20 protein-coding genes and 1 pseudogene are annotated in these 24,269 nt (G+C 73.2%); 8 read left to right on the top strand and 13 right to left on the bottom strand.

Annotated elements, in window-relative coordinates; all coding sequences use genetic code 11:
• Positions 1–43 precede the first annotated feature (43 nt).
• Positions 44–1,423 (bottom strand): PQQ-binding-like beta-propeller repeat protein, encoded by a 1,380-nt coding sequence (locus O7626_RS07925; protein ID WP_278060497.1) that lies wholly within the window; start codon positions 1,421–1,423, stop codon positions 44–46.
• A gap of 195 nt (positions 1,424–1,618) precedes the next feature.
• On the opposite strand from O7626_RS07925, the gene O7626_RS07920 reads away from it, so the two are divergent.
• Positions 1,619–3,634, top strand: a complete 2,016-nt coding sequence (locus O7626_RS07920) for a hypothetical protein (RefSeq protein WP_278066097.1) — start codon at positions 1,619–1,621, stop codon at positions 3,632–3,634.
• Positions 3,635–3,810: 176 nt separating this feature from the next.
• Here the strand turns inward: O7626_RS07920 and O7626_RS07915 are convergent, their stop codons facing one another.
• Both O7626_RS07915 and O7626_RS07910 read right to left on the bottom strand, forming a co-directional pair.
• Positions 3,811–5,766 carry a hypothetical protein gene (locus tag O7626_RS07915; protein ID WP_278060496.1) on the bottom strand — a complete coding sequence of 652 codons (1,956 nt, stop codon included), beginning with the start codon at positions 5,764–5,766 and terminating at the stop codon, positions 3,811–3,813.
• Positions 5,763–7,757: a hypothetical protein gene (locus tag O7626_RS07910; RefSeq protein WP_278060495.1), complete on the bottom strand. Its 1,995-nt coding sequence runs from the start codon at positions 7,755–7,757 to the stop codon at positions 5,763–5,765. Before O7626_RS07910 ends, O7626_RS07915 begins: the two co-directional genes overlap by 4 nt.
• A 191-nt stretch (positions 7,758–7,948) precedes the next feature.
• Here O7626_RS07910 and O7626_RS07905 point away from each other — a divergent pair, with 191 nt between their 5' ends.
• Entirely contained in the window at positions 7,949–9,142 is a 1,194-nt protein-coding gene (locus tag O7626_RS07905; protein ID WP_278060494.1) for a hypothetical protein, read from the top strand.
• A 71-nt stretch (positions 9,143–9,213) separates the two neighbouring features.
• Here O7626_RS07905 and dxs read toward each other — a convergent pair whose 3' ends face one another.
• The gene (gene dxs, locus O7626_RS07900) at positions 9,214–11,211 is read right to left on the bottom strand and encodes a 1-deoxy-D-xylulose-5-phosphate synthase (RefSeq protein WP_278060493.1); all 1,998 of its coding nucleotides are present in this window, start codon (positions 11,209–11,211) and stop codon (positions 9,214–9,216) included.
• Positions 11,212–11,544: 333 nt separating this feature from the next.
• Here dxs and O7626_RS07895 point away from each other — a divergent pair, with 333 nt between their 5' ends.
• Positions 11,545–11,796 (top strand): hypothetical protein, encoded by a 252-nt coding sequence (locus O7626_RS07895; RefSeq protein ID WP_278060492.1) that lies wholly within the window; start codon positions 11,545–11,547, stop codon positions 11,794–11,796.
• 96 nt (positions 11,797–11,892) lie between these two features.
• Complete coding sequence (locus tag O7626_RS07890; protein ID WP_278060491.1) at positions 11,893–12,675, top strand: RNA ligase family protein; 783 nt, start codon at positions 11,893–11,895, stop codon at positions 12,673–12,675.
• Between the two features lie 42 nt (positions 12,676–12,717).
• Here O7626_RS07890 and O7626_RS07885 read toward each other — a convergent pair whose 3' ends face one another.
• Positions 12,718–14,136: a TRAM domain-containing protein gene (locus O7626_RS07885; RefSeq protein WP_278060490.1), complete on the bottom strand. Its 1,419-nt coding sequence runs from the start codon at positions 14,134–14,136 to the stop codon at positions 12,718–12,720.
• Complete coding sequence (locus tag O7626_RS07880) at positions 14,133–16,256, bottom strand: APC family permease (RefSeq protein WP_278060489.1); 2,124 nt, start codon at positions 16,254–16,256, stop codon at positions 14,133–14,135. The genes O7626_RS07885 and O7626_RS07880 overlap by 4 nt, the downstream gene beginning before the upstream one ends.
• A 193-nt stretch (positions 16,257–16,449) precedes the next feature.
• Between O7626_RS07880 and O7626_RS07875 the strand changes: the two genes are divergently transcribed.
• Both O7626_RS07875 and O7626_RS07870 read left to right on the top strand, forming a co-directional pair.
• Positions 16,450–17,115 (top strand): TrkA family potassium uptake protein, encoded by a 666-nt coding sequence (locus O7626_RS07875; RefSeq protein ID WP_278060488.1) that lies wholly within the window; start codon positions 16,450–16,452, stop codon positions 17,113–17,115.
• Between the two features lies 1 nt (position 17,116).
• Complete coding sequence (locus O7626_RS07870; protein WP_278060487.1) at positions 17,117–17,809, top strand: TrkA family potassium uptake protein; 693 nt, start codon at positions 17,117–17,119, stop codon at positions 17,807–17,809.
• 35 nt (positions 17,810–17,844) lie between these two features.
• Here O7626_RS07870 and O7626_RS07865 read toward each other — a convergent pair whose 3' ends face one another.
• Positions 17,845–18,390 (bottom strand): TetR/AcrR family transcriptional regulator, encoded by a 546-nt coding sequence (locus O7626_RS07865; protein WP_278060486.1) that lies wholly within the window; start codon positions 18,388–18,390, stop codon positions 17,845–17,847.
• Between the two features lie 141 nt (positions 18,391–18,531).
• Between O7626_RS07865 and O7626_RS07860 the strand changes: the two are divergent.
• Positions 18,532–19,432 (top strand): annotated as a pseudogene (locus O7626_RS07860) (SDR family NAD(P)-dependent oxidoreductase).
• Here the strand turns inward: O7626_RS07860 and O7626_RS07855 are convergent.
• The 4 genes from O7626_RS07855 to dut form a co-directional block, all read right to left on the bottom strand.
• The gene (locus O7626_RS07855; RefSeq protein WP_278060484.1) at positions 19,368–20,069 is read right to left on the bottom strand and encodes a DUF3159 domain-containing protein; all 702 of its coding nucleotides are present in this window, start codon (positions 20,067–20,069) and stop codon (positions 19,368–19,370) included. The pseudogene O7626_RS07860 and the gene O7626_RS07855 overlap by 65 nt on opposite strands.
• Before the next feature lie 43 nt (positions 20,070–20,112).
• The gene (locus O7626_RS07850) at positions 20,113–20,493 is read right to left on the bottom strand and encodes an OB-fold nucleic acid binding domain-containing protein (RefSeq protein ID WP_278060483.1); all 381 of its coding nucleotides are present in this window, start codon (positions 20,491–20,493) and stop codon (positions 20,113–20,115) included.
• Positions 20,494–20,654: 161 nt separating this feature from the next.
• A complete protein-coding gene (locus tag O7626_RS07845; protein ID WP_278060482.1) occupies positions 20,655–21,392 on the bottom strand; it encodes a DUF3710 domain-containing protein in 738 nt (245 codons plus the stop codon).
• 110 nt (positions 21,393–21,502) lie between these two features.
• Entirely contained in the window at positions 21,503–22,054 is a 552-nt protein-coding gene (gene dut, locus O7626_RS07840) for a dUTP diphosphatase (protein ID WP_278060481.1), read from the bottom strand.
• A gap of 91 nt (positions 22,055–22,145) precedes the next feature.
• Between dut and O7626_RS07835 the strand changes: the two genes are divergently transcribed.
• Positions 22,146–22,640, top strand: coding sequence for a DUF3093 domain-containing protein (locus O7626_RS07835; RefSeq protein ID WP_278060480.1), 495 nt, complete (start codon positions 22,146–22,148; stop codon positions 22,638–22,640).
• Positions 22,641–22,653: 13 nt separating this feature from the next.
• On the opposite strand, the gene O7626_RS07830 is transcribed toward O7626_RS07835, so the two are convergent.
• Both O7626_RS07830 and O7626_RS07825 read right to left on the bottom strand, forming a co-directional pair.
• Entirely contained in the window at positions 22,654–23,373 is a 720-nt protein-coding gene (locus O7626_RS07830) for a hypothetical protein (RefSeq protein WP_278066096.1), read from the bottom strand.
• Positions 23,374–23,929: 556 nt separating this feature from the next.
• Positions 23,930–24,226 carry a DUF4193 domain-containing protein gene (locus O7626_RS07825; protein WP_101370510.1) on the bottom strand — a complete coding sequence of 99 codons (297 nt, stop codon included), beginning with the start codon at positions 24,224–24,226 and terminating at the stop codon, positions 23,930–23,932.
• Positions 24,227–24,269 lie beyond the last annotated feature (43 nt).

The following is a 24,269-nucleotide window of genomic DNA, read 5'->3' as shown; positions in this document are numbered from 1 at the left end:
AGTGACAGTCCGCTGGCGTCGGCCCGTTGGCGTCGGGCCGGGGTTATCCGGGCAGCCGCCACACCCCGATCGAGGCGTCCACCCGCCGGCAGTGCAGCACGGTGGCGCTCAGCCGGCAGTCGCCGGAGACCTCGGAGAGCACGGCCAGCGGCCGGGCCCGCCAGGTCGCCGGGTCGAACTCCAGCACCCAGGCCCGCCGGTCCGCGCCGTACCGGACGCCGTCGAGCTGCGATCCGCGTGGCGTCAGGTGCCCCAGGGCACCGAGGTCGGCGAGCACCCGCCCGGTTGCCGGGTCCAGCACCGCCAGCGTCCCGCTCGGGCCGGAGCCCTGGGCGGCGACCAGTGCGTCGCCGATCGTCCAGAGCCTGGTCCAGCGCCCGTCCGACCAACGGGTCGCGCCGGTTCGCGGGTCCCAGACCCGGATCCCCTGCTGGGGATACAGACTGCACAGGTCGGCCCCGCAGGCGACCGGCCCGCGTCCCATCTCCGGATCGGTGCGCATGGACCAGCGCCGGTCCAGCTCCGGTAGCTGGTACCCGGTCACCGTGCTCTCGTCGTACATCAGGAACATCCCGGCGATGACCTCGGCGTCGAAGCGGGGCGGCGAAGCGGTTACCGGCACCGGCAGCCGCACCGGCCGGACGACGGCCCCGGTGCCCAGGTCCCGCACCTCGACCAGACCGGACGGCAGGGCCAGGACCAGCGTCGACGCCCGGGCGAGTGCCGTCGGGTCGGCCGACGTCGCGTCGAAGTGCGGCAACACGCCGTCCGGCACCGGCAGCGACCACCGCACCGCGCCGGTGGCCGGATCCACCGCCTCCAGCCGGCCGGACCCGGCCGGCACCCCCGGCCGCCGGTCCTCGGCCGTCGTCCAGAGCACCAGGTCGCCGCCGTCGCTCGAGACCATCAGGATCGCCTGGCGCTCCCAGGCCAGGGTGCCGGTCCGCACGTCCAGCACGGTCAGCCGGGCGTTACGACCCAGCGACGCTTCCGGGTAGGTCGTCAGCAGCACTCGGTCACCGAGTACCTGGACATCGTCGACCCCGTCGGGCGGCGACAGCCGCCAGCGCGGCTCGACCGCGGGCAGCTCGTAGGCGACCAGTTCCCGACCGTCCCGGCCGCCCGGACCGGACCGGTCGGGTTCGCTGACGATCAGCCAGTCCCGGTCGGCGAGGACGGTGGCGCCGAGCCGGGCCGGTAGCACCGTTTCCGGCCACGGCCGGGGGAAGGGATTTCCGGCCGCCACGGTGCCGAGTACGACGATCAACATCGCGCCCAGCAGTCCCGGCCGGACCGCCCGGCGCCTCGCCGTTCGACGCCGGTCCGACCGGTGCACCGCCGTCCGGTGCCCCGCCGTCCGGTCCGGTCCGGTCGGTTGCCCACCCGACCCGGCGGGCAACTCCCCGAGCTCGATCGTGCGCATCCTGCTGCTCCTCCCCCGTTCTCCGTCCCGACACCGCTTTCCGCCGCCCTGTCGCCCCCCGGGTCGCCGCCGACCGGCGCCCGGATGGTCCGGTATGGCCGCCGTCCTGCGCGGGCACGTTCCGGATACACCGGAGCGGGTACCGGCAATTCGGACGCGAAGCCACCTGTACGATGGCGCCTCGTGGCAGTTCCGGTGGTGGACAGTTCTTCGGACGCCGAAGCCAGCTCGACCGAGGTCGGTCGCTCCCGACAGTGGCGGATTCTCCGCCCTCCGGTCCGGATCGACATACTGGCCATCGGAGCGTACGTCCTGCTCGGCGTCTTCATCTGCGCCAACTACTGGGTCGACGTGAACCACCGGGTGTCGTCGCACCTGCCGACCGACCACAGCTGGTTCGAGTGGCTCTTCGCGCATGGCGCGTACTCGGTCCGGCATCTGGAGAATCCGCTCTTCTCCGCCCGGCAGAACGCCCCGGACGGGGTGAACATGATGGCCAACACCTCGCTGCTGGGCGTGACCCTGCCACTGGCCCCGCTCACCTGGGCGTTCGGCCCGCAGGTGACGTACGCGCTGTATCTCGGCGGGGCGCTGGCGGCGACCGCGGCCACCTCGTACTGGGCACTCTCCCGGCACCTGGTCCGGTCCCGGGGTGCGGCGTTCGTCGGCGGGGCGTTCCTCGGCTTCGCCCCCGGCATCGTGCACCACGCCAACGGGCAGCCGAACTTCGTCTCCAACTTCCTGCTCCCGCTGATCGTCGTGCGGGTGTTCCGGCTCGGCGAGCCGGGGCGCTGGCCGCGCAACGGGCTGGTGCTGGGGCTGCTGGTGGCGTACCAGATCTTCGTCAACGAGGAGATGCTGCTGCTCACCGCGCTGGCCTGCGCGGTGGCCGTACCGCTCTACGTCGCCTTCCGGTGGTCGCTGATGCGCAGCCGGATCTGGACCTTCCTGCGCGGCCTCGGCGTCGGCGGCGCGCTGGCGCTGCTGCTGGCCGGCTATCCGATCTGGTACCAGTTCAACGGTCCGCAGTCCTACCGGGGCCTACAGGGCGGCGTCTTCCACAACTGGGGCGAGGACCTGCGGGCCTTCGTCACCTACTCCCGGGACACCATCGCCGGCTCGCCGGAGGTGGAGAAGACGATCGGGGTGACCGAGCAGAACACCTGGCTGGGCTGGCCCCTCGTCGGGCTGGTCGTACTGGTCGCGGTGCTGCTCTGGCGGGGCTCCGTCGCCGCCCGGATCGCCGCGCTGCTCGGTGCCGGTTTCGCGCTCGCCTCGCTGGGCCGGCAGATCCGCTACGACGGCCAGCTCACCGAACACGAGGGGCCGTGGCGCCTGCTGCCGGAGGACCTGCCGCTGGTCGAGATGATGATGCCGACCCGGCTCAGCCTGGTCACGGTCGCCACCGTCGGCATCCTGGTCGCGCTCGCCTGGAACGAGGTCGCGAGGACCCGACCGCGACCGGCGAACGCGGACACCACCGCGCCGGCCGGTTCGAACGGCATAACGTCGAACGGCACGGCATCCAACGGCACGGCATCGACCGACGCGGCCGACACCGTTGCGATCGGCAAGACCGGCACGACCGACCCGACCGGCACGACGGCGGCCGGCCAGGCCGCCCCGACTCCGGCCAGCGCGAACGGCACCGCTCCAGGCCGCCCGGACAGCGCCGGGCCGGTCGCGCGGCGGCTGCGGATCCTGGCGTACGCCGCGATCGTGCTCGCGCTGCTGCCGATCGTCCCGCGCCCGCTGCCGGCGATGCACGTCGATCCGCCGCCGACATTCATCACCTCCGGAGCCTGGCGCCCCTACGTACCGGCCGGCCGGACCCTGGTGCCGGTGCCGATCCCGAGCAACGTGCACGGCCTGTCCACACTGCGCTGGAGCGCCCTGACCCAACAGACGTTCCCGATCCCGGCCGGCTACTTCATCGGCCCGGACGCCGACGGCTTCGGGGTCTTCGGTGCGCCGTCCCGGCCGACCAGCCTGCTGATCTACGGGACCATGGACCGGGGCGCCGCACCGCTGGTCACCGAGGAGAACCGCCGGCAGGCGATCGAGGACCTGCGGTTCTGGAAGGCCTCGGTGGTCGTGCTCGGTGACCATCCGGCCGCGCCCGCCCTGCACGTCCTGCTGGCGGGACTGCTCGGCCCGGGACAGCGGGTGGACGACGTCTGGCTCTGGGACGTCCGCCCACTCGTCGACTGACGCCCGCCCGGCTCCCGGCTCCCGGCTCCCGGCCGCGGCTCCCGGCTTGCGGTCCCGGGCTCGCGGTTTCCGGCTCGCGGCTTGCGGTCCCCGGCTCCCGCCTCCCGGCTTGCGGTTGCCGGCTCGCGGTTGCCGGCTACCGCAGTTGGGGAAGACCGGCGTCAGCCGTCGGCGACTCAGCCGACGAGGGGGCGGACGTCCCAGACCCAGGCGCCGGAGATGTCCCGGCCCGGCCCGAGCAGCTGGTCCAGGGTCTCCCGGACCGGTACGCCCCGGTGCAGGCCGCCCTGCACCACGATCGCGGCCCGCCAGTGCCGCAGGTCCTCGACCGCCTGCCGTCGTTCGACGTCACCGATCGGCGGGACCTCGCCGGTGGCGGCCACCCGGTCCAGCAGCACCGCCGTCGGGCGGTCCGGCGCACCCCAGCGCCCCTGCGGATCATCCGGGCCGGTGGGTCCGATGAAGTAGCCGCCCGGCGTGGTGAAGGCAAGCCCGGTCCGGGCCGACCAGAACATCCCGGCGGTCGCCTCGGCGCCCCGGGTCGGCGGAACCGCCACGAGGGAGCGCCCCGGCGGCACGTACGAGCGCCACTCGCCGCTGGCGACGAAGTCCGGTACCGGCCAGACCGGCCTGGTCTGCAACGGAGTCGGGGTCAGTGGCAGCAGGGCGGCGGCCACCGCCCCGGTCCAGAGCAGCCGGACCGGCACCCGCCCGCCGGCCACCCCCGCCCCGGCCGCCGTCGCGGCACCGGACGACGCCCCCGCCCCGGCCCCCGCCGTCGCACCGGTGCCGGCGGTCCGCCGGAACACCTCGTCGAAGGAGAGCGCCAGCAGGATCGCCAGGGCCGGTACGCAGATCAGCGGGAACCGGGCCGGCACCGCCAGGTCGATCGGCGGCAGCGCGGAGACCAGCCGGTACGGGCCGGGCACGTCCAGGATCTCCCCGTTCAGCCGCAGGTCCTCGCCGAGGGAGAGCGCGGAGAAGACGAGTACGCAGAGCACCAGCGCCCGAACCAGCGGCCGGCGCCACAACCAGATCGCCACCACCGCGCAGAGCACGATGAGCGCCAGCCCGAAGAAGGAGTTCTCCTCGGTCAGGTTCGGCGACAGCATGCCCGGTACCGAGTCGTGACCGGTGATCGTCTGCCGGGACGCGGCGGTGAACGACGCCAGGTCCAGCGGGTACGCCTTCGGGTCGAACGGCAGCCCGCGATAGTGCCCCGGGCCGAAGAACTGGAACCACAGCGGGTACGCCAGCAGCACCACCCCAACCAGCGTGCCGACGCCGAGCCGGCCGAGGAACGCCGGGGCGAGCCGCCGGGCGGTACGCGGGGCGGAGACCGCGTGGCCGACGGTGAACAGCCCGCAGGCGAGTACCAGGAAGGCCAGTACCTCCTCGCCGAGGAAGACCTGGTAGCTGACCAGCACGCCGAGCAGTACGCCGCGCCGCACCACCCGGTCGGTGCGCGGGTCGAAGACCACCGCCAGGATCGCCGGTACCAGGAACTGGGCGATCATGTGCAGGTGCCCGGTGGCCTGCGAGATCATCCCGGGTGCGAACCCGCAGAACAGGCCGGCGACGGCGGCGCCGAGGCGGGAGTCCACGATCCGGCGGGACAGGAAGAGGTACCAGGCGGTGGCCGTACCGGCCAGCGAGAGGACGACCGCGAGCAGATAGCTGGTCTGCGAGCCGGAGAGCAGGGTCACCGGGGTCAGCGGGACGCCGAGGCCGAGCACCGAGGTGTTCGCCATCAGGTTGATCCCGTCCGGCGCGTTCAGCGCGGTGCTGTAGAACGGGTTCTCCAGGTGGGTCACCGCGCGGGCGGCCCGGGCCAGCATCCACTCGAAGAGCATCATGTCGTTGCCGGCGTACGTCATCCGGTCCCGGTGCAACCACAGTCCGGAGGTGACGTGACCGGCGGTGACCAGGTAGAGCAGCACGGCCGCCGCGTCGGCCAGCGGCCCCCGCCGCCGGGCCGCCCAGACCCGCGGCCCGGCCAGCCGGTCGGCGGCGGCGTGCCGGACGGCAGTCCACCGGCCGGCGCCGGCCGCCGGCACCGCCGCCACCACCGGCACCGCCGCCGGGACCGCGACCTCGGGCGCGGTCTCGGCGGGTCGCCCCGGCCCGCTCACCCAGCCGTGCGGTCGGTCAGGGCGCGGACGTCCCACAGCCACACGTCACCGGTACGCCGGGCCGGGCCGGCGAGCTGGTCGACGGTGCTGCGCAGCGCCTCGACGTTGTGCTGCTTCAGCGGCAGCACCAGGATCGCGGCCCGCCAGTGCCGCAACTCGTCCAGGGCGCGTCGGCGCTGCCGGTCGTCGAGCGTCGCCGGCTGGCCGCTGGTGGCGACCTGGTCCAGCACGGCGCTCAGCCCGCTGGGCCGCCCGCCGAACCGGCCCGGATCACCGGTGTTGCCGTTGCGGGGCGCCAGGAAGTAGCCGCCGGGGATCTTGAAGTCGAGGTTGACGGCGGCGGCCCAACGCATCCCGTTGGTGTGTCCCATCGCCGGGATCGGCACCGGAACCAGCGTCTGGTCCGGGCCGACGTACGGCCGCCACTGGCCGGAGGTGATGAAGTGCGGCACCGGCGGCCGGCTCACCTCGCGCAGCGGCAGCGGCAGGACCGGCACCAGCGCGATCGCCAGCGCGGCCACCACCACCGCCCGCACCGTCCGGCGGTCGGCCACCTCCGACTTCCAGGCGCGGTCGGTGGCGAGGGCGATCAGCAGCCCGATCACCACCGTGGTGATCAGTCCGAACCGGGTCGGCACCACCGCGTCCAGCAACGGAGCCTTGACCAGGACGTCCCACGGTCCCCAGAGGGCGCCCCGGTTCCACCAGGAGATCCGCTCGCCGAGCGACAGGATCGCGAAGAGCAGGCCGGTCACGGCGAGCGCCCGGATCACCACCTCGCGGCGGAGCCAGACCACGACCGCCACGGTCAGCAGCGCCAGGCTCCAGCCGAAGAAAGCGTTCTCCTCCGAGTAGTTCGGGGCGAGGTCGGCGTTGGCCTCCTGGTTTCCGCCGAGCGTGGTGGAGCCGGGTACGAAGAACGCCGCCAGGTCGTTGCCGTAGTCGCGTACCGCGTCGCTGAGCCCGTGGTACGCCTGCCGGCCCGCGAACTGCACGATCAGCGGGTACGCCAGCAGCGCCCCGGCGAGCACGGCGCAGACCGCCAGCCCGGTGCCGAGCGGGCGCCACGCCGCCTTCCAGCGGCCCGGTTCCTGCGCCAGTACGGCGAGCAGGAAGACGCCGCAGGCCATCGCGGTGAAGAGCAGGATCTCCTCGTTGATGAAGGCCTGGTAGGTGACGAGTAGCGCCAGGATCACGCCGTCGACGACCGGCCGGGTGGACCGGATCAGCACCAGCACCCGCCAGACGATGAACGGCAGCAGGAACTGCGAGATGATGTTCGGGTGCCAGTTGGCGTGCGACAGCAGCGCCGGGGAGAAGCCGCAGAACCAACCGCCGACGACGGCTGCGACCGGGTGGCCGACCAGGTGCCGGGACAGCACGTAATACCAGGCGGAGGCGGTGCCGGCCAGGCCGAGCGTCACCAGCACCACGAAGGAGACCGCCGGGCCGAACAGCAGTGTCACCGGCACCATCGGGATGCCGAGTCCCAGGATGGCGGTGTTGGCCATCAGGTTGACGCCGTCAGGATAGTTCAACCGGTCGGTGAAGAACGGGAATTCGCCGTGCAGCACCACCCGTACGGAGTGGGCGAGGAAGTACTGCACCTGCGCCGGGTCGCTGCTGTAGAGCGAGGCGACCCGGCCGGCCGGGTCGAGCCAGATCTGGCTGGTCACCCAGAAGCCGGCGACCAGGAAGGCCGCGTACACGGCGAGGTCGCGGCGCCAGGTGGGCCAGCGGGCCGGCCGGGTGGCCGGACTGCCGGTGTTCCGGTCCGGGGTACCCGGATCCCGGTCGGCGTCGCCGGAGCGCGGGGCCGGCTCCCGGCCGGCCGGCGCAGCCGCCGTCGCGGTTTCCGAACCGGTCTCGGAACGGCTGCCCGAACCCGTCGACTCCGCCGCGCCGCCGTCGGTTCCGGTCGCCGTTCGGCTGCCTGACCCGGGGCCATCCGGGTCGGGCGTGCTGTGCAGACGTGGCTCGGCAAGCGTCACAGTCGGCGGAGTCTACAGGAGTACCCCTTTGGTCCCGGTTGCCTGGGCGGCGGGTTTCCGCAGGGCGAGTCGCGGCGTCGGAGGCGGTGGTTCCCGATCGGTCGGGCTTTTCCGGGTCACGCCCGAGCCGCGTCCGAGATCTCGTAGGATGTGGCTTCTGTAGACGACTGAGGCGGATCAGGAGCACAGCGGTGGGTTCACTCGCTCGTAGCGGGATCGTCGGCACGGCCCTCACCCTGGCCCTCCTCAGCAGCGGGTGCGGCACCGTGCCGAAGGAACCTCCGGTGGCGCTCCGGATCGGCTACGACACACTGGACGGCACCCTCCAGGTGTGGCCCTCGCGGGGTGCCCTGGCCGGTGACGCGGCGGCTGCCGCCGCGGTGGCCCGAGCCGTCGACGCGTGGCGCTCCCCGGTCGAGGACCGGGTACACCTGCCCTCCTCCGGCATCCTCTGGCTCGGCGAGGTCGACGGCGGCCGGCTGGCGCTGGTCGCCGCCGACGTGCCCGGCGAGGCGGGGTCGTGGCTGTTGCAGCTCACCGGCGACGGGGCGGACTTCACCGTCGACCGGGCGGTCGAATACAGCGACCCCGGCTACCTGGTCTACTCCGACGTGCTGCCCGTGCAACTGCCGACCGGACGGCGCTACCTGGTCTCCGCCCGGGTGGACCGGCTGCTCGGGCCGGACCGCCGACCGCTCGCGGTCACCGACGGCCTGACCGGCCCGGTGGCGCTGCCGTCCTGTGCCGCCAGCACCGTCACCGCCCGGCTGCGTCCCAGCGAGTCGCTGCCGACCGGCAAGTCCGCCGACCGGCTCGTCGACCTGGGCACCGGCGTCGAGGGACCGCGCTACCCGCTGCTCGTCGACGACACCGGCTCCGCCGCCCGCGTGCTGGAGGGTCTGGACACCTGCGCCCTCGCCGCCAAGACCGGTCCGTTCGGCAGCATCGCGCACCGGGTGCACGGCGAGGTCCATCCCGGATCGGTGCCGGCGTCCTGGCCGATCGACCAACTCCGCAGCAAGGAGTTGGCCAAGGTGGAGCTGGCCGGCGCCGGGCCGGAGCCGGTCCGGCTCGAACAGCTGAGCTGGCGCACCGACGAGGGGACGATGACGGCGGCGCTGATCCGGCCCGCCGACGGGCCGCCGGTGGTCTCGGCCGCCGACCGGCTGGAGCCGCTCCAGGGGTACGTCCTGCCGCTGCCCAGCCCCGTCGTGGTGCTGGTCTGGACGCCGGACCCGGAGACCACCAGCCTCACGGTGCCGCCGAACACGACCCGCCTGGTCGACCGTCCCGGCCTGGTCGTGGTGCCGAAGCCGGCCGAGCGGGAGACCTTCAGGCTGATCGGCCCGGACAAGACCACCGACCGCTCGGCCGGCGGCAAGTAGCAGGTACGCCGGGTGTAAGGAAGGGCCCCTTCTACAACAGAAAACGATAAGAGGGGGCCCTTCCTTACACCTCAGCCCCGGCCGTTGCGTCCCTTCGCCGCCCGGTCGCCGTTCGAGGTGGCCACCCGGACCGGGGCGATCGGCTCGTCGTCGAGCTGGGAGACCCAGCCGGTGACGTCCCGGGCCACGTCCTGCGCGGTCAGTCCGAGGTCGGCGAGGATCTGTGCCCGGGTGCCGTGCGGCTGCCACACCGGCGGTACGCCGAGGTCGCGCACCGGCACCCGGACGTCGGCGTCCCGCAGCGCCTTGGCCAGCGCGTCACCGACCCCACCGGCGCGTACGCCGTCCTCGACGGTCACCACGAGTCGATGTCCGGCGGCCAGGGTGACCAGCTCGGTCGGTACCGGCCGGACCCAGCGTGGGTCGACCACCGTCACGCCGTAGCCCTGCTCGGCGACCCGGGCGGCCACCTCGACGCCGAGCTGCCCGAACGCGCCGACCGCGACCAGCAGCACGTCGGTGCGGGCCGACTCGGCGAGTACGTCCACCCCACCTGCCACCGAGTCGGCGGCGGTGACCCGGCGCAGTGCCGGCAGGTCGGCGACGACGGCACCGGTCGGGAAACGCAGGATGGTCGGCCCGTCCTCGACGGCGACCGCCTCGCGCAGCTCCGCCCGCAGGGTCGCGGCGTCCCGGGGGGCGGCGATGCGCAGCCCGGGCACCACTCCGAAGACGGACATGTCCCAGATGCCGTAGTGGCTCGGCCCGTCCGGACCGGTGATCCCGGCCCGGTCCAGCACGAACGTCACCGGCAGCTTGTGCATGGCGACGTCGAGCAGCACCTGGTCGAAGGCGCGGTTGAGGAAGGTCGCGTAGACCGCGACCACCGGGTGCAGGCCGCCCATCGCCAGGCCGGCGGCCGAGGTGGCGGCGTGCTGTTCGGCGATGCCGACGTCGTAGACCCGCTCCGGGTACTTGCCGGCCATCGTGGCGATGCCGGTCGGCTCGGCCATCGCGGCGGTGATTCCCACCACGTCCGGCCGCTCGTCGGCGATCGCGACCAACTCGTCGGCGAAGACCTGCGTCCACTTCACCGACGACGCGGCCAGCATCTTGCCGGTCTCCACGTCGAAGGCGCTCGGGCTGTGCAGGCAGTCGGCGTCGTCCTCCTCGGCCGGCCGGTAGCCCAGGCCCTTGCGGGTCACCGCGTGCACTATCACCGGCCCGCCGAAGCCCTTGGCCCGGCGCAGCGCCGACTCCATCGCCGCCACGTCGTGCCCGTCGACCGGGCCGAAGTACTTGATGCCGAGGTCCTCGAACATCGCCTGCGGCGCGACCGCGTCCTTGATGCCCTTCTTGACCGCGTGCAGCACCTCGTACATCGGCTTGCCGACCAGCGGTGTGGAGCCGAGCGCCTCCTTGACGGTGTCCAGCACCTTCTCGTAGCCGGGGTTGAGCCGCAGCGTCGCCAGGTGGTCGGCCAGGCCGCCGATCGTCGGGGCGTACGACCGGCCGTTGTCGTTGACCACGATGACCAGCGGGTTGCGGGCGGCGGCGATGTTGTTCAGCGCCTCCCAGCACATGCCGCCGGTCAACGCCCCGTCGCCGACCACCGCCACGACGTTGCGCGACTCGCCGCGCAGCGCGTACGCCTTGGCCAGTCCGTCCGCGTAGGAGAGTGCGGTCGAGGCGTGCGAGTTCTCGATGATGTCGTGTTCGCTCTCCGCCCGGCTCGGGTAGCCGGAGAGGCCGCCGCGCTGCTTGAGCTGGTCGAAGCCCTCCTGCCGGCCGGTGAGCATCTTGTGCACGTACGCCTGGTGGCCGGTGTCGAACAGGAAGCGGTCCCGGGGCGAGTCGAAGACCCGGTGCATGGCGAGGGTCAGCTCGACGACTCCGAGGTTCGGGCCGAGGTGCCCACCGGTCCGGGAGACCTTGGCGACCAGGAAGTCCCGGATCTCGGCCGCGAGCAGGGTCAGATCCTCGGCGGACATCCGCTTGACGTCCTGCGGTCCCCGGACCGCACCCAGCAGCCGTCGTCCGTTCGACGTCTCCGACTCCTCCACGGTCATGCCGTCACCTCGCGCTCGGCAGGGGTATCGGGCCGCACGGCGGTGGGCTGGCTGATTCGCTCCCTACACAGGCTCATAGCCGCAGAGTCTATCGGGGCCGGCCGGACGCGCAGCCGGGCCGCCGAAGCAGGGCCGCCGGATCCGGGTGGAGAGCGACGACGCCCGCCACCGATCATCAGAGTCCCGTTGACCGGACGGCGGACGGTCGCGGACAGTCGACGACCCCGTACCGCGAGTGGTGGGTCGGCGGTCCGCCAAACGAACGAAAAATCGGGCAGATGCCGCCAAGGGCCGTAGCATTGCCGGTAACCCACCCTCCTCGAAGGTTGCGACATGTCGCCTGCTGGCTCCCGCCCCGACCGGTCCACCGGTCGCGCCCGAACCACCCCGACATCCGGCCGGTACGCCGTCGGCCAGTTCCTCGCCGTCGGCATCGTGCTGCTGGTCGCCCTGCCGCTGCTGCCGCTGATCGCGCTGATCGTCGCCTGGATCCGGCTCCGCGACCGGGCTGCCGCCCGAGCCGCCCGCCGGGATACGGAGGCGGTTCCCACCGCACCCCGGTCCGCCCTGCACGCCACCCCCTGACCCCCGCGTCGAATCCCCGTTGCCCGCCCGGTCGGTGATCCCGCAGAGTTGCCGGAACACCGACGAGGGCCGGAAGGCAGATCACGGGGAGGCAGCATGTCCGACTTCGACGTGCGTACGGCAAACCTGGCGGCCGTCAACTCGTTGACGAAGTACCCGTCCATCCCGACCTACCACTCGCTCGACCCGCGCAACGGCGGCCTGCTCGACGAGACCGTCGCCTTCTCCGGCCGGGTCCTGCTGACCGAGAAGCTCGACGGTACGAACGGCCGGATCGTCTCGCTGCCGGACGGCAGTTACCTGATCGGCAGCCGCGAGGAGCTGCTCTACGCCCGGGGTGACCTGATCGGCAATCCCGCGCTCGGCATCGTCGACGCACTCCGCCCGATCGCCGACCGGCTGCCCCCGGTCGACGGGGACGCCGTCGTGGTGCACTACCTGGAGGTCTACGGCGGCAGGGTGACGGCCGCGTCGAAGCACTACACCGGCTCCCGCGCGGTCGGCGCCCGGCTCTTCGACGTGCTGGTGCTGCCCGGCTACGCCGAGCTGCTGGAGTGGCCGGCCGAGCGGATCTCGCGCTGGCGTGAGTCGGCCGGCCAGCCGTTCCTCGCCGAGGCCGAGCTGCTGGCCCGGGCCGAGGCCGCCGGGCTGTCGACGGTGCCCCGGCTGGACGTGCTGGACGCCGCCGAGCTGCCGACCGACCTGGAGAAGACGCACCGGCTGCTCGGCGACTACCTGCCGGCGACGACGGTGGCCCTGGACGGTACACCGGGCCGGGCCGAGGGCGTCGTGCTGCGTACGGAGACCCGCTCGGTCATCGCCAAGGCGAGGTTCCAGGACTACGAACGGACCCTGAAGCGCCGCCGTACGGGCCGCTGACCGCCACCCGGGTGGCCGGTGGGTCCGTCGGCGGACCCCGGCTCAGTCCTCGTCCGGCAGCAGCAGCGCCACCAGCTCGACGTGCTGGGTCATCGGGAAGAGGTCGTACCCGCGCAGCGCGGCGAGCCGCCAGCCCGCCTGCCGGAAGGTGCGGGCGTCCCGGGCGAACGCCGCCGGGTCGCAGGCCACGTAGGCCACCGCCCGGGTGGTGGCCACGGCGACCGCCCGGACCACATCGGCGCCGGCACCGGCGCGCGGCGGGTCCAGCACCACCAGGTCGACCGGCCCGACGATCCGGCGGCGGCACAGCGCCGGACCGACCGAGGCCCGGACCACCTCGATCGAGGGCAGGTCGCGCAAATTGTCCCGGGCGGCCTCGACCGCCGGCTCGGCCGACTCGACCAGGGTGATCCGGCCGGCCGGGCCGACCCGGCCGGCCAGCGCCGCCGCGAACAGTCCGGCACCGCCGTACAGGTCCCAGGCGGACTCGCCGGGCCGGGGTGCCAGCAGGTCCAGTACGGCCGCCGCCAGGGTGTCCGCCGCCGCCGGGTGCACCTGCCAGAACGCCTCCGGCGGCAGCCGCCACGTCCGGCCGACCGCCACCTCCCGGACCCGCTCCGCACCACCCGACGGGTCGCCACCGGCGGACGGGCCGGCGGCGGACAGGCCGGCGGTCGACAGACCGGCGGTGGACGGGCCGGCGGCGCGCCGGCCGCGTACCGTCACGTCGCCGGCCGAGGAGGCGACCACCTCCACCAGGTCGACGTCGGGCCAGCGGTGACCGCCGGGGGCGAGTACCGGCAGCTCCTGGAGGGCCGGGCGGGCGATCCGGCACCTGTCGATCGGGACCACCTCGTGTGAGCGGTGCTTGAGCAGCCCGGCCCGGCCGGCGGCGTCGACGGCGTACCGGACCCGGGAGCGCCAGCCGAGCATGCCGCCGGGCAGCTCGTCGACCCGGACGTCCAACGCGGCCACCTGCTCCGGGGTCAGGCCGGCCAGCCGGCGCAACTGTTCGTGGACCACCTCGGCCTTCCAGTGCCGCTGCGCGGCCGGGGAGACGTGCTGGAGATCGCAGCCGCCGCACCGCTGCGGCCCCGCCCACGGGCAGGGCGGGTCGACCCGGTCCGGCGAGGCGTCGAGTACGGTCACCGCGTCCGCCCGCAGGAAGTCCCGGCGTACCTCGGTGATCTCGGCGACCACGCGCTCCCCCGGCAGGGCGTGCCGGACGAAGACCACCTGCCCGTCCAGCCGGGCCACGCAGTGCCCGCCGTGTGCCACCGGGCCGACGGTCAGCTCGACCCGCTCCGCCTCACCCGGACCGGTCGATCCCTCACCCGGACCGGTCGATCCCTCACCCGGACCGGTCGATCCCTCACCCGGACCGGTCGATCCCTCACCCGGACCGGTCGATCCCTCACCCGGACCGGTCGGCAGCGCTCGGAGCTGCTCTCCCGCGTTCATCGCGGACCGGCCGCGTCCCGCCCGGGGGCGGGCGGCGGCTCTTCGAGGTCGGTACCGGCCAGCGGTGGCGGCGGGGCTGCGGCGGCCGCGGTGTTCGACGGTGGGGGCGGGCCGAAGAGCCCGCCGACCGGGGCACCGCCGCGCGGTCCGCGGGCCGGTCCACGGCTGAGGGTGGCGTCGAACCGGTCCAGGTTCTTCCGGGCGGTGGAGGCGAGCTGCCACGGCACGCTCGTCACCATCACCCCGGGTTCGAAGAGCAGCCGTCCCTTGATCCGCAGTGCGCTCTGGTTGTGCAGCAGGTTCTCCCACCAGTGCCCGACGACGTACTCCGGGATGAAGACCGTGACCACGTCGCGGGGCGACTCCCGGCGGGCCGACGCGACGAAGTCGAGGATCGGCCGGGTGATCTCCCGGTACGGGGAGTCGATCACGGTCAGCGGGACGGTGACCCCGTGCCGTTCCCACTCCGCCTGCACCGCCCGGGTGTCCGCCTCGTCGACGTTCACGGTGAGCGCGGTCAGGGTGTCCGGCCGGGTCGCCAGGGCATAGGCGACCGCTCGCAGGGTCGGCTGGTGCACCTTGCTGACCAGCACGATGGCGTGGTTTCGGGCCGGCAGCACCGGGCGGCCCTCGGCCGGGGTCAGCTCGGCGGCGACCCGGTCGTAGTGCCGGCGGATACCGAGCATCATGGCGAAGATCACCGCCATCGCGGCGATGGCGATCCACGCGCCGAGCAGGAACTTGGTGACCAGGACGATCACCAGTACCGCCCCGGTCAGCCCCATCCCGAAGGCGTTGATGGCCCGGGACCTGACCATCCTGCGCCGCACCACCGGATCCCGCTCGGTACGCAGCAACCGGTTCCAGTGCCGGATCATCCCGGCCTGGGAGAGCGTGAACGAGACGAAGACACCGACGATGTAGAGCTGGATCAGCCGGGTCACCTCGGCCTGGAAGGCGACGATCAGCAGGATCGCGGTGAGCGCCAGGAAGAAGATGCCGTTGGAGAAGGCCAGCCGGTCGCCCCGGGTGTGCAGCTGCCGGGGCAGGTAGCGGTCCTGGGCCAGGATCGAGCCGAGCACCGGAAAGCCGTTGAACGCGGTGTTGGCGGCCAGGAACAGGATCAGCGCGGTCGCGCCGGCCACCACGAAGAGGAGTACGCCGCCGCCGAAGATGGCCTCGCCGAGCTGCACGGTGACGGTCTTCTGCACGTACCCGACCGGGCCGTCCTCGAGCTGCCGGGCCGGGTTCTCCATGAACTGCAGGCCGGTCAGCCGGGAGAGCCAGATGATCCCCATGATCATGATGATCGCCACCGAGCCGAGCAGCAGCAGCGTGGTCGCGGCGTTGCGGCTCTTCGGCGGCTTGAACGCGGGTACGCCGTTGGAGATCGCCTCCACCCCGGTCAGCGCGGCACAGCCGGAGGAGAAGGCCCGCAGCAGCAGGAAGGCCATCGCGAAGGCGGTCAGGTCGGCGTGCTCGGCGCTGACCACCAACTCGGCGCTCGGCGCCCGGAGGTCGTGGCCGAGCACGAAGATCCGGACCAGTCCGGTGAGGATCATCCCGATGATGACGATCATGAAGCCGTAGGTCGGGATCGCGAACGCCGTACCGGACTCGCGCAGACCGCGCAGGTTGATCGCGGTCAGCAGGGCCACCGCGGTCACCGCGACCCCGACCCGGTGCTCGGCGACGAACGGCAGCACCGAGCCGAGGTTGGCCACCCCGGAGGAGACCGAGACGGCGACGGTCAGCACATAGTCGACGAGCAGCGCGCTGGCCACCCCGACACCGAACTTCGGCCCGAGGTTGACCGTGGCCACCTCGTAGTCGCCGCCGCCGGACGGATAGGCGTGCACGTTCTGCCGGTAGCTCGCCACCACGGTGAGCATCACCACCACGACGGCGAGCGCGACCCAGGGCGAGAAGAGGTACGCCGACGCGCCGGCGATGGAGAGCGTCAGCAGGATCTCGTCCGGGGCGTACGCCACGCTGGAGAGCGCGTCGGAGGCGAAGACCGGCAGCGCGATGCGCTTCGGCAACAGCGTGTGCTGCAACTTGTCCGACCGGAACGGTCGGCCCAGCAGCAGGCGCTTCACTAGCGAGGTGGGACTGGCCACAACCGCTAAGGGTACGGCCGCCGGATTCGCCCGGCCGTCCGGTGCGGCGATCTTCGGGACTGCCGGTCGGTCCGGCGCCCCGGGACGGTGCCGGGGAGGTCGGGCGGCACGGACGGGACGCCGGATGGCTACGCTCATGGTGACATCACCCCGCCGTCGGGTTCGGTCCCGCGGTGTCCCGGGAGGACGTACCTTGCACGTCGTGATCATGGGCTGTGGCCGGGTCGGTTCGACCCTGGCGCACAACCTGGAGTCGCGCGGCCACTCGGTGGCCGTCATCGACCAGGACGCGGACGCGTTCCGCCGGCTCGGCCCGGACTTCGGCGGGATCACCGTCACCGGCGCCGGGTTCGACGCCGAGGTGCTCCGGCAGGCCGGTGTCGAGCGGGCGGACGGCTTCGCCGCCGTCTCCAGCGGCGACAACTCGAACATCATCTCGGCCCGGCTGGCCCGCGAGACGTACGGCGTCTCCCGGGTGGTGGCCCGGATCTACGACTCCAAGCGCGCCCAGGTCTACGAGCGGCTCGGCATCCCGACCGTGGCCACCGTCCGGTGGACCGCCGACCGGATCGTCCGGCACCTGGTGCCGGAGGGACACGTGGAGATCTTCCGCGACCCGACCAGCACCGTGTCGATCATCGAGGTGCCGGTGCACGACCACTGGATCGGCCGGCCGATCCGCGGGCTGGAGGAGGCGACCGGCGCCCGGGTCGGCTATCTGACCCGGTTCGGGATCGCCGCCCTGCCCACCGCGTCGAGCGTGCTCCAGGAGGGCGACCAGGTCTCCATGCTGGTCACCGACGACATCGCCGACCAGGTGACGACGGTGGCCGGCTCGCCACCCGAAGGAGGGCGCTGAGATGCGGGTCGCCATCGCCGGAGCCGGCAACGTCGGGCGCTCCATCGCCCAGGAGCTGATCGAGAACGGCCACCAGGTGATGCTTATCGAGCGGAAGCCGAAGATGCTCCGCCCGGAACGCGTACCGGCGGCCGAATGGGTACTCGCCGACGCCTGCGAGCTGACCAGCCTGGAAGAGGCCGACCTGGCCAGTTGCGACGTGGTGGTGGCCGCCACCGGCGACGACAAGGTCAACCTGGTGGTCTCGCTGCTGGCCAAGACGGAGTTCGCCGTCGCCCGGGTGGTCGCCCGGGTCAACCGGGCCGAGAACGAGTGGCTCTTCACCGACCAGTGGGGCGTCGACGTGGCGGTCAGCAAGCCGCGGGTGATGGCGGCCCTGGTCGAGGAGGCGGTGACCGTCGGCGACCTGGTGCGGCTGATGACGTTCCGGCAGGGCGAGGCGAACCTGGTCGAGATCACCCTGCCGCCGACCGCCCCGTACGTCGGACACCCGATCCACTCCGTGCCGCTGCCCCGCGACTCGGCGCTGACCGCGATCCTGCGGGGCAAGCGGGTGCTGGTGCCGAGCCCGGACGATCCGCTGGAGGCCGGCGACGAGCTGATCTTCGTCTGCACGGCCGAGGTCGAGGACGAGGTCCGCAAGGTGGTCCTCGGCCCGGACAGCGTCGAACGGACCCGGGGCGGCAGCCTTTAGTACACCGTCCGGGCCGTTGCCCGGCCGGATCGGGCTCAGGCTTGCAGCAGGCGCAGCACCAACGCGAGGTAGCGCCGGGAATGGGCGGCGGCGTCGGGACCGGCGGCCAGGATCACGCCGTGATGGGCGGCGACCAGCAGCCGGAAGTCGGCGACGGTCAGGTCGGCGCGGACGCTGCCCACCGCGTGGGCTTTCTCCAGCAGCCGGGCGACGACACGTTCGGTCTCCAGCCGCTCGTGGTCGAGCCCGCGCCCGGCGACCACCGCGTCGACGTACGCCCTGGTGAAGCCTCTGTCCCGTAGCTGGTACGCGCAGAGCGTGGGGGTCAGCTCCCGCAGCGCACGCGCCGGATCCGGGTCGCGCAGGGCTGCGGCGTGCATGGCCGTGCAGTCGTTCCACTGGTCGGCGTAGGCGTCGGCGATCAGGCGATCCCGGGTGGGAAAGCGCCGGTAGACGGTGGCGACGGAAACCCCGGCGCGCCGGGCGATCCGAGCCACCGCGACGTCCTCACCCTTCTCGGCGAAGGCGTGCCGGGCCGCGGCCAGGATCCGGAGCCGCTTCTCCTCGGCGTCCCGGCGCATCCAACGAGCGTACGCGCGGACGCTGCCAGGCATCGGGTAGTGCGGCAACCGTACACCGCGATCTCTCAGTCCGTTGCGGTGCGCAGAACGCGGACCGGATCGTGGCTCCTGCTGCCCGACACGAGAAGCAGAGGAGAAGGCATGGGAACACTCGACGGCACCACCAGCCTCGTCACCGGCGCGAGCCGGGGCATCGGTCGCGCGATCGCCAGGCGGCTCGCCGCGGACGGGTCTCTGGTGGCGGTGCACTACGGCACGAACGAGTCGGCCGCGGCAGAAACGGTCGCCCGGATCACCAGGGCGGGCGGCGCGGCGTTCGCTGTCGGCTCGCGGCTCGGGATCGCGGGGGACGCCGACCGGCTCTGGGCTGCCGTGGACGCCGGTTTGGCCGAGCGCGGCGCGCGACCCGGCATCGACGTACTGGTGAACAACGCCGCGATCGGCGGTGCCACGCCGACGCTGGCCGGCGCGCGGCCGGAGGATTTCGACGAGTTGCTCGCGATAAACGTCAAGGCGCCGTTCTTCGTGGTCAAGCATGGTCTGGACCGGCTCCGGAACGGTGGCCCGGATCGTCAACATCTCGTCCGTCGCCACCCGGATCGCGATCTCCGACACGCTCGCGTACGCCATGACGAAGGGCGCGATCAACACGTTCAGCGTCACGTTGGCGCAGGAACTGGGCAGCCGGGGCATCACGGTGAACGCGGTGATGCCCGGGACCACCGCCACCGAGACCAACCTCGCGTGGTTCGACGCCCAGCCGTCGGTCCGCGAGGTCGTGACCGGGCTCTCGGCCCTGCGCCGGCTGGGAGAGCCGGACGATGTCGCGGACGTGGTGGCCTTTCCTCGCCTCTCCGGCGGCGCGCTGGGTGACCGGCCAGGTGATCGACGCGTCCGGCGGGGCGCATCTCGGCTTCTCGATCGGCCAGGGCCCACCGGAGAAGCTGTGACCCGCGAGTCCGCTGGCCCGAGCCGGGTCAGCCGCCCAGTGGGGCCGGTACGCTCGGCACCCGGTTCACCCGGCGGACCACCCAGATCGTGATCACCAGCAGCAGCGCGTACGGCGGGTAGCCGAGCAGCAGCCGGGCGATGCCGAGCGCGGTGTCCATGTCGGCCAGGTAGAGCCCGGCCTGCACGCCCACCTTGGCCAGCCACACCACGCCCCAGAGCACGGTGAGCCGGGTGAAGGTGCGGACCAGCCGGGGATCCTGCCGCCATTCCGACCGGCCACCGGCGGCGATGATCGACCAGATCCAGCCGACCAGCGGCTGCCGGATCACCGCCGAGCCGAGCAGCACCAGCCCGTAGACGATGCCGTAGAGGATGCCGGGCAGGTAGAAGTCGCGCTCGTCTCCGGTGCGCCAGGCGATCATCGCGCCGATGCCGATCCCGACCAGGCCGTTGACGGCATGCCGTACCGGGCGTCGCTGGAAGAGCCGGACGGCCGCGATCAGCACCGCGATCGAGACCGAGGCGATCACCGCCGGACGCAGTTCGGTGATGATGTTGACCGTCACGAAGACGACCACCGGGACGCTGGACTCGACCATCCCGCGCCAGCCGCCGAGCTGCTCGGCCATCTGCTCGGTCAGGCTGGGAAGCGGCTCCTCCTCCGCCACCTTCCGGCCGGCGGTCGGGTCGCTGCCCGTGCTGTCGGTGCGGGGCTGTCCAGCGGTCATCTGGGTATCTTCCGGTCGCGTCCGGGGCCGCCGCCGTCGATGCTCACCGCGGCGACTCCAGCTCGTAGTACGGGTTGTAGATGACTTTACGGTCATCGCGTACCGCCATGCGACCGCGCGCGGTCAATTGCCGGCCCGGCTCGATCCCGGCGATGTGCCGGCGGCCCAGCCAGACCAGGGTCACGACGTCGCTGCCGTCGTAGAGGTCCGCCTCCAGGGTGGGCAGGTTCGTCCGGGGGGTGTAGACGACGGTACGGAGCCGACCCGAGACCGACACCACCTGTCCTCGGCTGCACTGCCGGGCCGGGGTGCTGCCGCACTCCGCGCTCTCCCGGAGCAGTTCCTCGGCCTCGATCTCGGCCTCGCTCGCGGTCAGCCGTTGCAGGAAACCCCGCCACGAGACTCGGCCCTGGTCGGTGGCCATCTCCCGGTGTCACCCTCCTCGAGGCGCTGTCCCGGCGCGTAGCGCGTACCCGACACGACTGGCGGCGCGCCGTCCCGCAAGCGTACGCCGTCGCGGCACCGCGCACCGCCTGGCGGGCGGTGGGCGGTAGGCGGTGGGCGACGGGCGGCGGTGGGTGGGGCTCAGGAGCCGTCGCGGCGGGGTCGCGGCTCGGCGTGCCGCGGATGCTGCTGGCCGGAGACCACGCCGTTGACCGCGGTGCCGGCCTCGCCGCCGTCCGGCTCCGGTGCGGCCGCGGCCGCCTCCCGGGGCAGCCGCAGCGGCAGCGGCTCGCGGACCGGCTTGGCCTCCTGGCCCCGGTCGACCACCAGCCCGTTGAGGCACTCGGTAAGCGGTCCGGCCGCGTCCGGGTCGCTGGCGGCCCGTCCCTGGAAGACGCCCTGGATCATCCAGCGCGGCCCGTCCACCCCGACGAACCGCAGGTCGGCGAGGCCGCCGTCCGGGGTACGGACCCGGGCCCGCAGCTCGGTGCCGTAGTCGCCGGTCACCTCCTCCGCCGTCACCCCGTCGGCCGCCAGCGAGGTACGGATCTCCTCCCGCCACTCCGGCCAGATGTCGTCGCTACGCGGCGCCGCGAACACCCCCAGTTGAAGGGCGCTCTCGCCGTGCACCAGTACGACCTGCTGGATCACGCCGTCCGGGTTGGCCTGGACGCGCACCTCCACGTCCTGCACGGCGGGGATGTGCAGGCTGCCCAGGTCGAGCCGCTGGACTCCCGAGGGCGCGTCGTGGATGTCGTACGGCCCATGGCTGGGCCCCTCGGGCTCGGTCGCGGCGGCGAGGTCCTGGGTGTCGGCCGACTGCCGACCGGAGCGCTCGTCGCGGGAGTGGCGCCCGCCGCGTCCTCGGGAGAAGATCATCTTGCTTACCTGCTACCTTCCGTTTCCGGCTGTCGGATGGGCGGATCTCACTCGCATTGTCGGCCACGGCCCACGGCGACGGCCGACCCGGGCTCCACTTTCCGGCCCGTTCACCGACCACCCGCCTCCGCCACCGCCCGCTCGCCCCCGTCGACCGGCCCGCCGAGCCCGACGGACCCGGTGGGCTGGACCGGCGTGCGCGGGGCGGCCAGGCCGGCGTGTCCGCCGGTCGAGCCGTGTCCGCCCGTACCCCGGGCGGAGTCGGGCAGCTCGTCGACGGGCAGGAACTCCGCCCGCTCCACCCGCTGCACCACGAGTTGCGCGATCCGGTCGCCCCGGGAGATCTTCGCCGTGCGGTCCCGGTCGTGGTTGACCAGGTTGACCAGGATCTCGCCCCGGTAGCCGGCGTCGACCGTGCCGGGCGCGTTCAGCACCGTCACGCCGAGCCGGGCCGCCAGGCCCGACCGGGGGTGGACCAGGCCGACGTACCCGGGTGGCAGGGCGAGCGCGACACCGGTGCGGACCAGCCGCCACCGGCCCGGCGGGATCTCCACCTCCTCGGCGGCGACCAGGTCGGCCCCGGCGTCGCCGGGATGGGCGTACGCCGGCAGCGGCAACTCGGGGTCGAGCCGCCGGACGGGTACGGGCACAGGCTGCGTCACGCGCTCACTCTCCTGTCAGGGTTCGTCGGTCCACCGGTGCTGCCCCCATCCTGCCGGGTCGACCGGCCGCGCCGGGCCGTACCCTTCCAGCGTGGCCCCGACAAGTTCCGAGCCCTCCGCCGTCGTGCCGAGCAGGGCCGGGTTCGCCGAGCGGCTGACCCTGCCCTGGTGGCTCTGGCTGGCCGGGCTCGCCGTCGCCGGGTTGCTGGCCACCGAGCTCTGGCTCGGCTCCACCGGGGTACGCGCCTGGCTGCCGTTCGTGGTGCTGTTGCCGCTGGCCGCCGTGGGTCTCGGCTGGCTGGGTCGGATCCGGCTCGCCGTACGCGACGGCGAACTCCTGGTCGACGACGCCCGGCTGCCGGTGCGGTTCGTCGCCGACGCGATCCCGCTGGACGCCGAGGGCCGGCGCGAGGTGCTCGGGGTCGGTGCCGACCCGCTGGCCTTCGTGGTGCAGCGGCCGTGGGTGCCGGGGGCGGTGCAGGTGGTCCTGGCCGACCCGGCCGACCCGACGCCCTACTGGGTGGTCAGCACCCGCCATCCGGTACGCCTGGCCGAGGCGATCCTGGCCGCCCGCGCCCCGAACTGACACCCGGGTCCGGTCAGCCGTCGAGGGCCTTGGGCCCCTGGCGGAGGTCCTCCCGGATCCGGTCGCCGAGTCCCCGGGTGGCCCGGCCGTTGAGGAAGCCGGCCACCGCCGCGCCGGTCAGGAACGGCCCGAGGGTGGTCAGGTTGCGGCCGAACCGCCGCAGCAGCCGGTCCCGCAGCTCCTTGCGGGCCGCCGTACCGAGTACCGCGCCGACGCCCACCCCGGGCAGCAGCGGGTTGACTCCGCGCTGGGCCGCCCAGGCGCGGACCAGGGTCACCGCACGCTGGCTGCTGCCGCCGGGCAGCCGCACCCCGTACGCCTCGTGCAGCTCACCGATCAGCTTCAGCTCGATGGCGACCACGGCGACGGTCTCGGCGGTGAGCAGGATCGGTGCCGAGAGCAGGGTCGGGGTGACCACCCACTCCACCGCCGCCACCCCGCCACCGGCCGCGCCGATCCCGGCGGTGGCCCGTACGGCGTTGCGGACCAGTCGCTCGGCCAGGGCGTCCCCGTCGAGCCCGTCGAAGTGCCGGCGCAGTGTCTCCCGGTCGCGCACCGGGATGTGCGGCGCGATCTCCGCCACCGTGTCGGTGAGCCAGCGCAGCGCCGCCCTCGGCTTGAACAGGTTGCCGGGCCGGGCGACCCGCACCTGGTTGACCAGCCGGCCGAGCAGCCGGCGCCGCCGGGTCTGGTTGAGCTCGTCGGCGGTGAGCGCTGCGACGGTCGTACTCAGCTCGTCGTCGCGGAGCGCGAGTTCCCGGGCCGACGTGTCGGCCTCCGGGTCGTCCCCGGCGAGGGGCGCGGCGGACCGCTCGTCGACGGACGTGGCGGACCCGTCCGGAGCTGTCGACTCCGGCCCGGACGTGCCAACCCGCCCGGTCGCGGGCGTGCCGGCCGCGGGCGTGCCGGCCGCGGGCGTGCCGGCCGCGGGCGTGCCGGCCGCGGGCGTGCCGGCCGCATTCGGCGACCGGTCGCTCCGCGCCGGCGCGGACGGGTCGGCCGGTGCCGGCGCGTCACCCCGTGCCGGCGCAGGCTGGTCGGCGGGTACCGGCGAGTACGCGTCGGGCGCCCGGTCGGAGCGGCTCATCATGACCTCCCAGCGCGTGTCCTCGGATGGGCGTGCCAGCACGCGCCTCGAGTCAAGCAGTTACCCGCCAACCCCGCATGTCGAATCACGCGCGGCGACCCCCGGTGCGTGGAGGCCGCCGCTCCCCCCGTCCCGGCGGGTTCACCCCGTACCCGCCGGACCGGCTTCCCCGCCCGGGAAGGCCACTTCCGTCAGGCGGCTGTCAGGCGCACTCACGGCAGATGAGGTCACCGTTGCGCTCCACCGCGAGCTGGCTGCGGTGGTGCACAAGGAAGCAACGCGCGCAGCGGAACTCGTCCGACTGCATCGGCAGCACCTTGACGGTGAGCTCCTCGTCGGCCAGGTCGGCACCGGGCAGCTCGAAGCTCTCGGCGACCTCGGCCTCGTCGACGTCCACGGCGGCCGACTGTGAGTCGACCCGCCGAGCCTTGAGCTCTTCCAGGCTGTCCTCGCCGAGGTCGACCTCGTCGCGACGCGGGGCGTCGTAGTCGGTGGCCATCGGTCTCACTCTCCCATATCGATATAGTCGCTTCCGGTTGTAA

This window comes from Micromonospora sp. WMMD1102, assembly GCF_029626265.1.
GTDB lineage: Bacteria > Actinomycetota > Actinomycetes > Mycobacteriales > Micromonosporaceae > Plantactinospora.
The sequence above is the reverse complement of the archived record's forward strand: the minus strand, read 5'-3'. Positions and strand labels throughout refer to the sequence as shown.

Coding starts and splice junctions, on each gene's coding strand:
- O7626_RS07925 (WP_278060497.1), bottom strand. CDS start 1,423: ATGCGCACGATCGAGCTCGGGGAGTTGCCCGCCGGGTCGGGTGGGCAA.
- dxs (WP_278060493.1), bottom strand. CDS start 11,211: ATGACCGTGGAGGAGTCGGAGACGTCGAACGGACGACGGCTGCTGGGT.
- O7626_RS07895 (WP_278060492.1), top strand. CDS start 11,545: ATGTCGCCTGCTGGCTCCCGCCCCGACCGGTCCACCGGTCGCGCCCGA.
- O7626_RS07890 (WP_278060491.1), top strand. CDS start 11,893: ATGTCCGACTTCGACGTGCGTACGGCAAACCTGGCGGCCGTCAACTCG.
- O7626_RS07885 (WP_278060490.1), bottom strand. CDS start 14,136: ATGAACGCGGGAGAGCAGCTCCGAGCGCTGCCGACCGGTCCGGGTGAG.
- O7626_RS07870 (WP_278060487.1), top strand. CDS start 17,117: ATGCGGGTCGCCATCGCCGGAGCCGGCAACGTCGGGCGCTCCATCGCC.
- O7626_RS07865 (WP_278060486.1), bottom strand. CDS start 18,390: ATGCGCCGGGACGCCGAGGAGAAGCGGCTCCGGATCCTGGCCGCGGCC.
- O7626_RS07855 (WP_278060484.1), bottom strand. CDS start 20,069: ATGACCGCTGGACAGCCCCGCACCGACAGCACGGGCAGCGACCCGACC.
- O7626_RS07850 (WP_278060483.1), bottom strand. CDS start 20,493: ATGGCCACCGACCAGGGCCGAGTCTCGTGGCGGGGTTTCCTGCAACGG.
- O7626_RS07845 (WP_278060482.1), bottom strand. CDS start 21,392: ATGATCTTCTCCCGAGGACGCGGCGGGCGCCACTCCCGCGACGAGCGC.
- O7626_RS07825 (WP_101370510.1), bottom strand. CDS start 24,226: ATGGCCACCGACTACGACGCCCCGCGTCGCGACGAGGTCGACCTCGGC.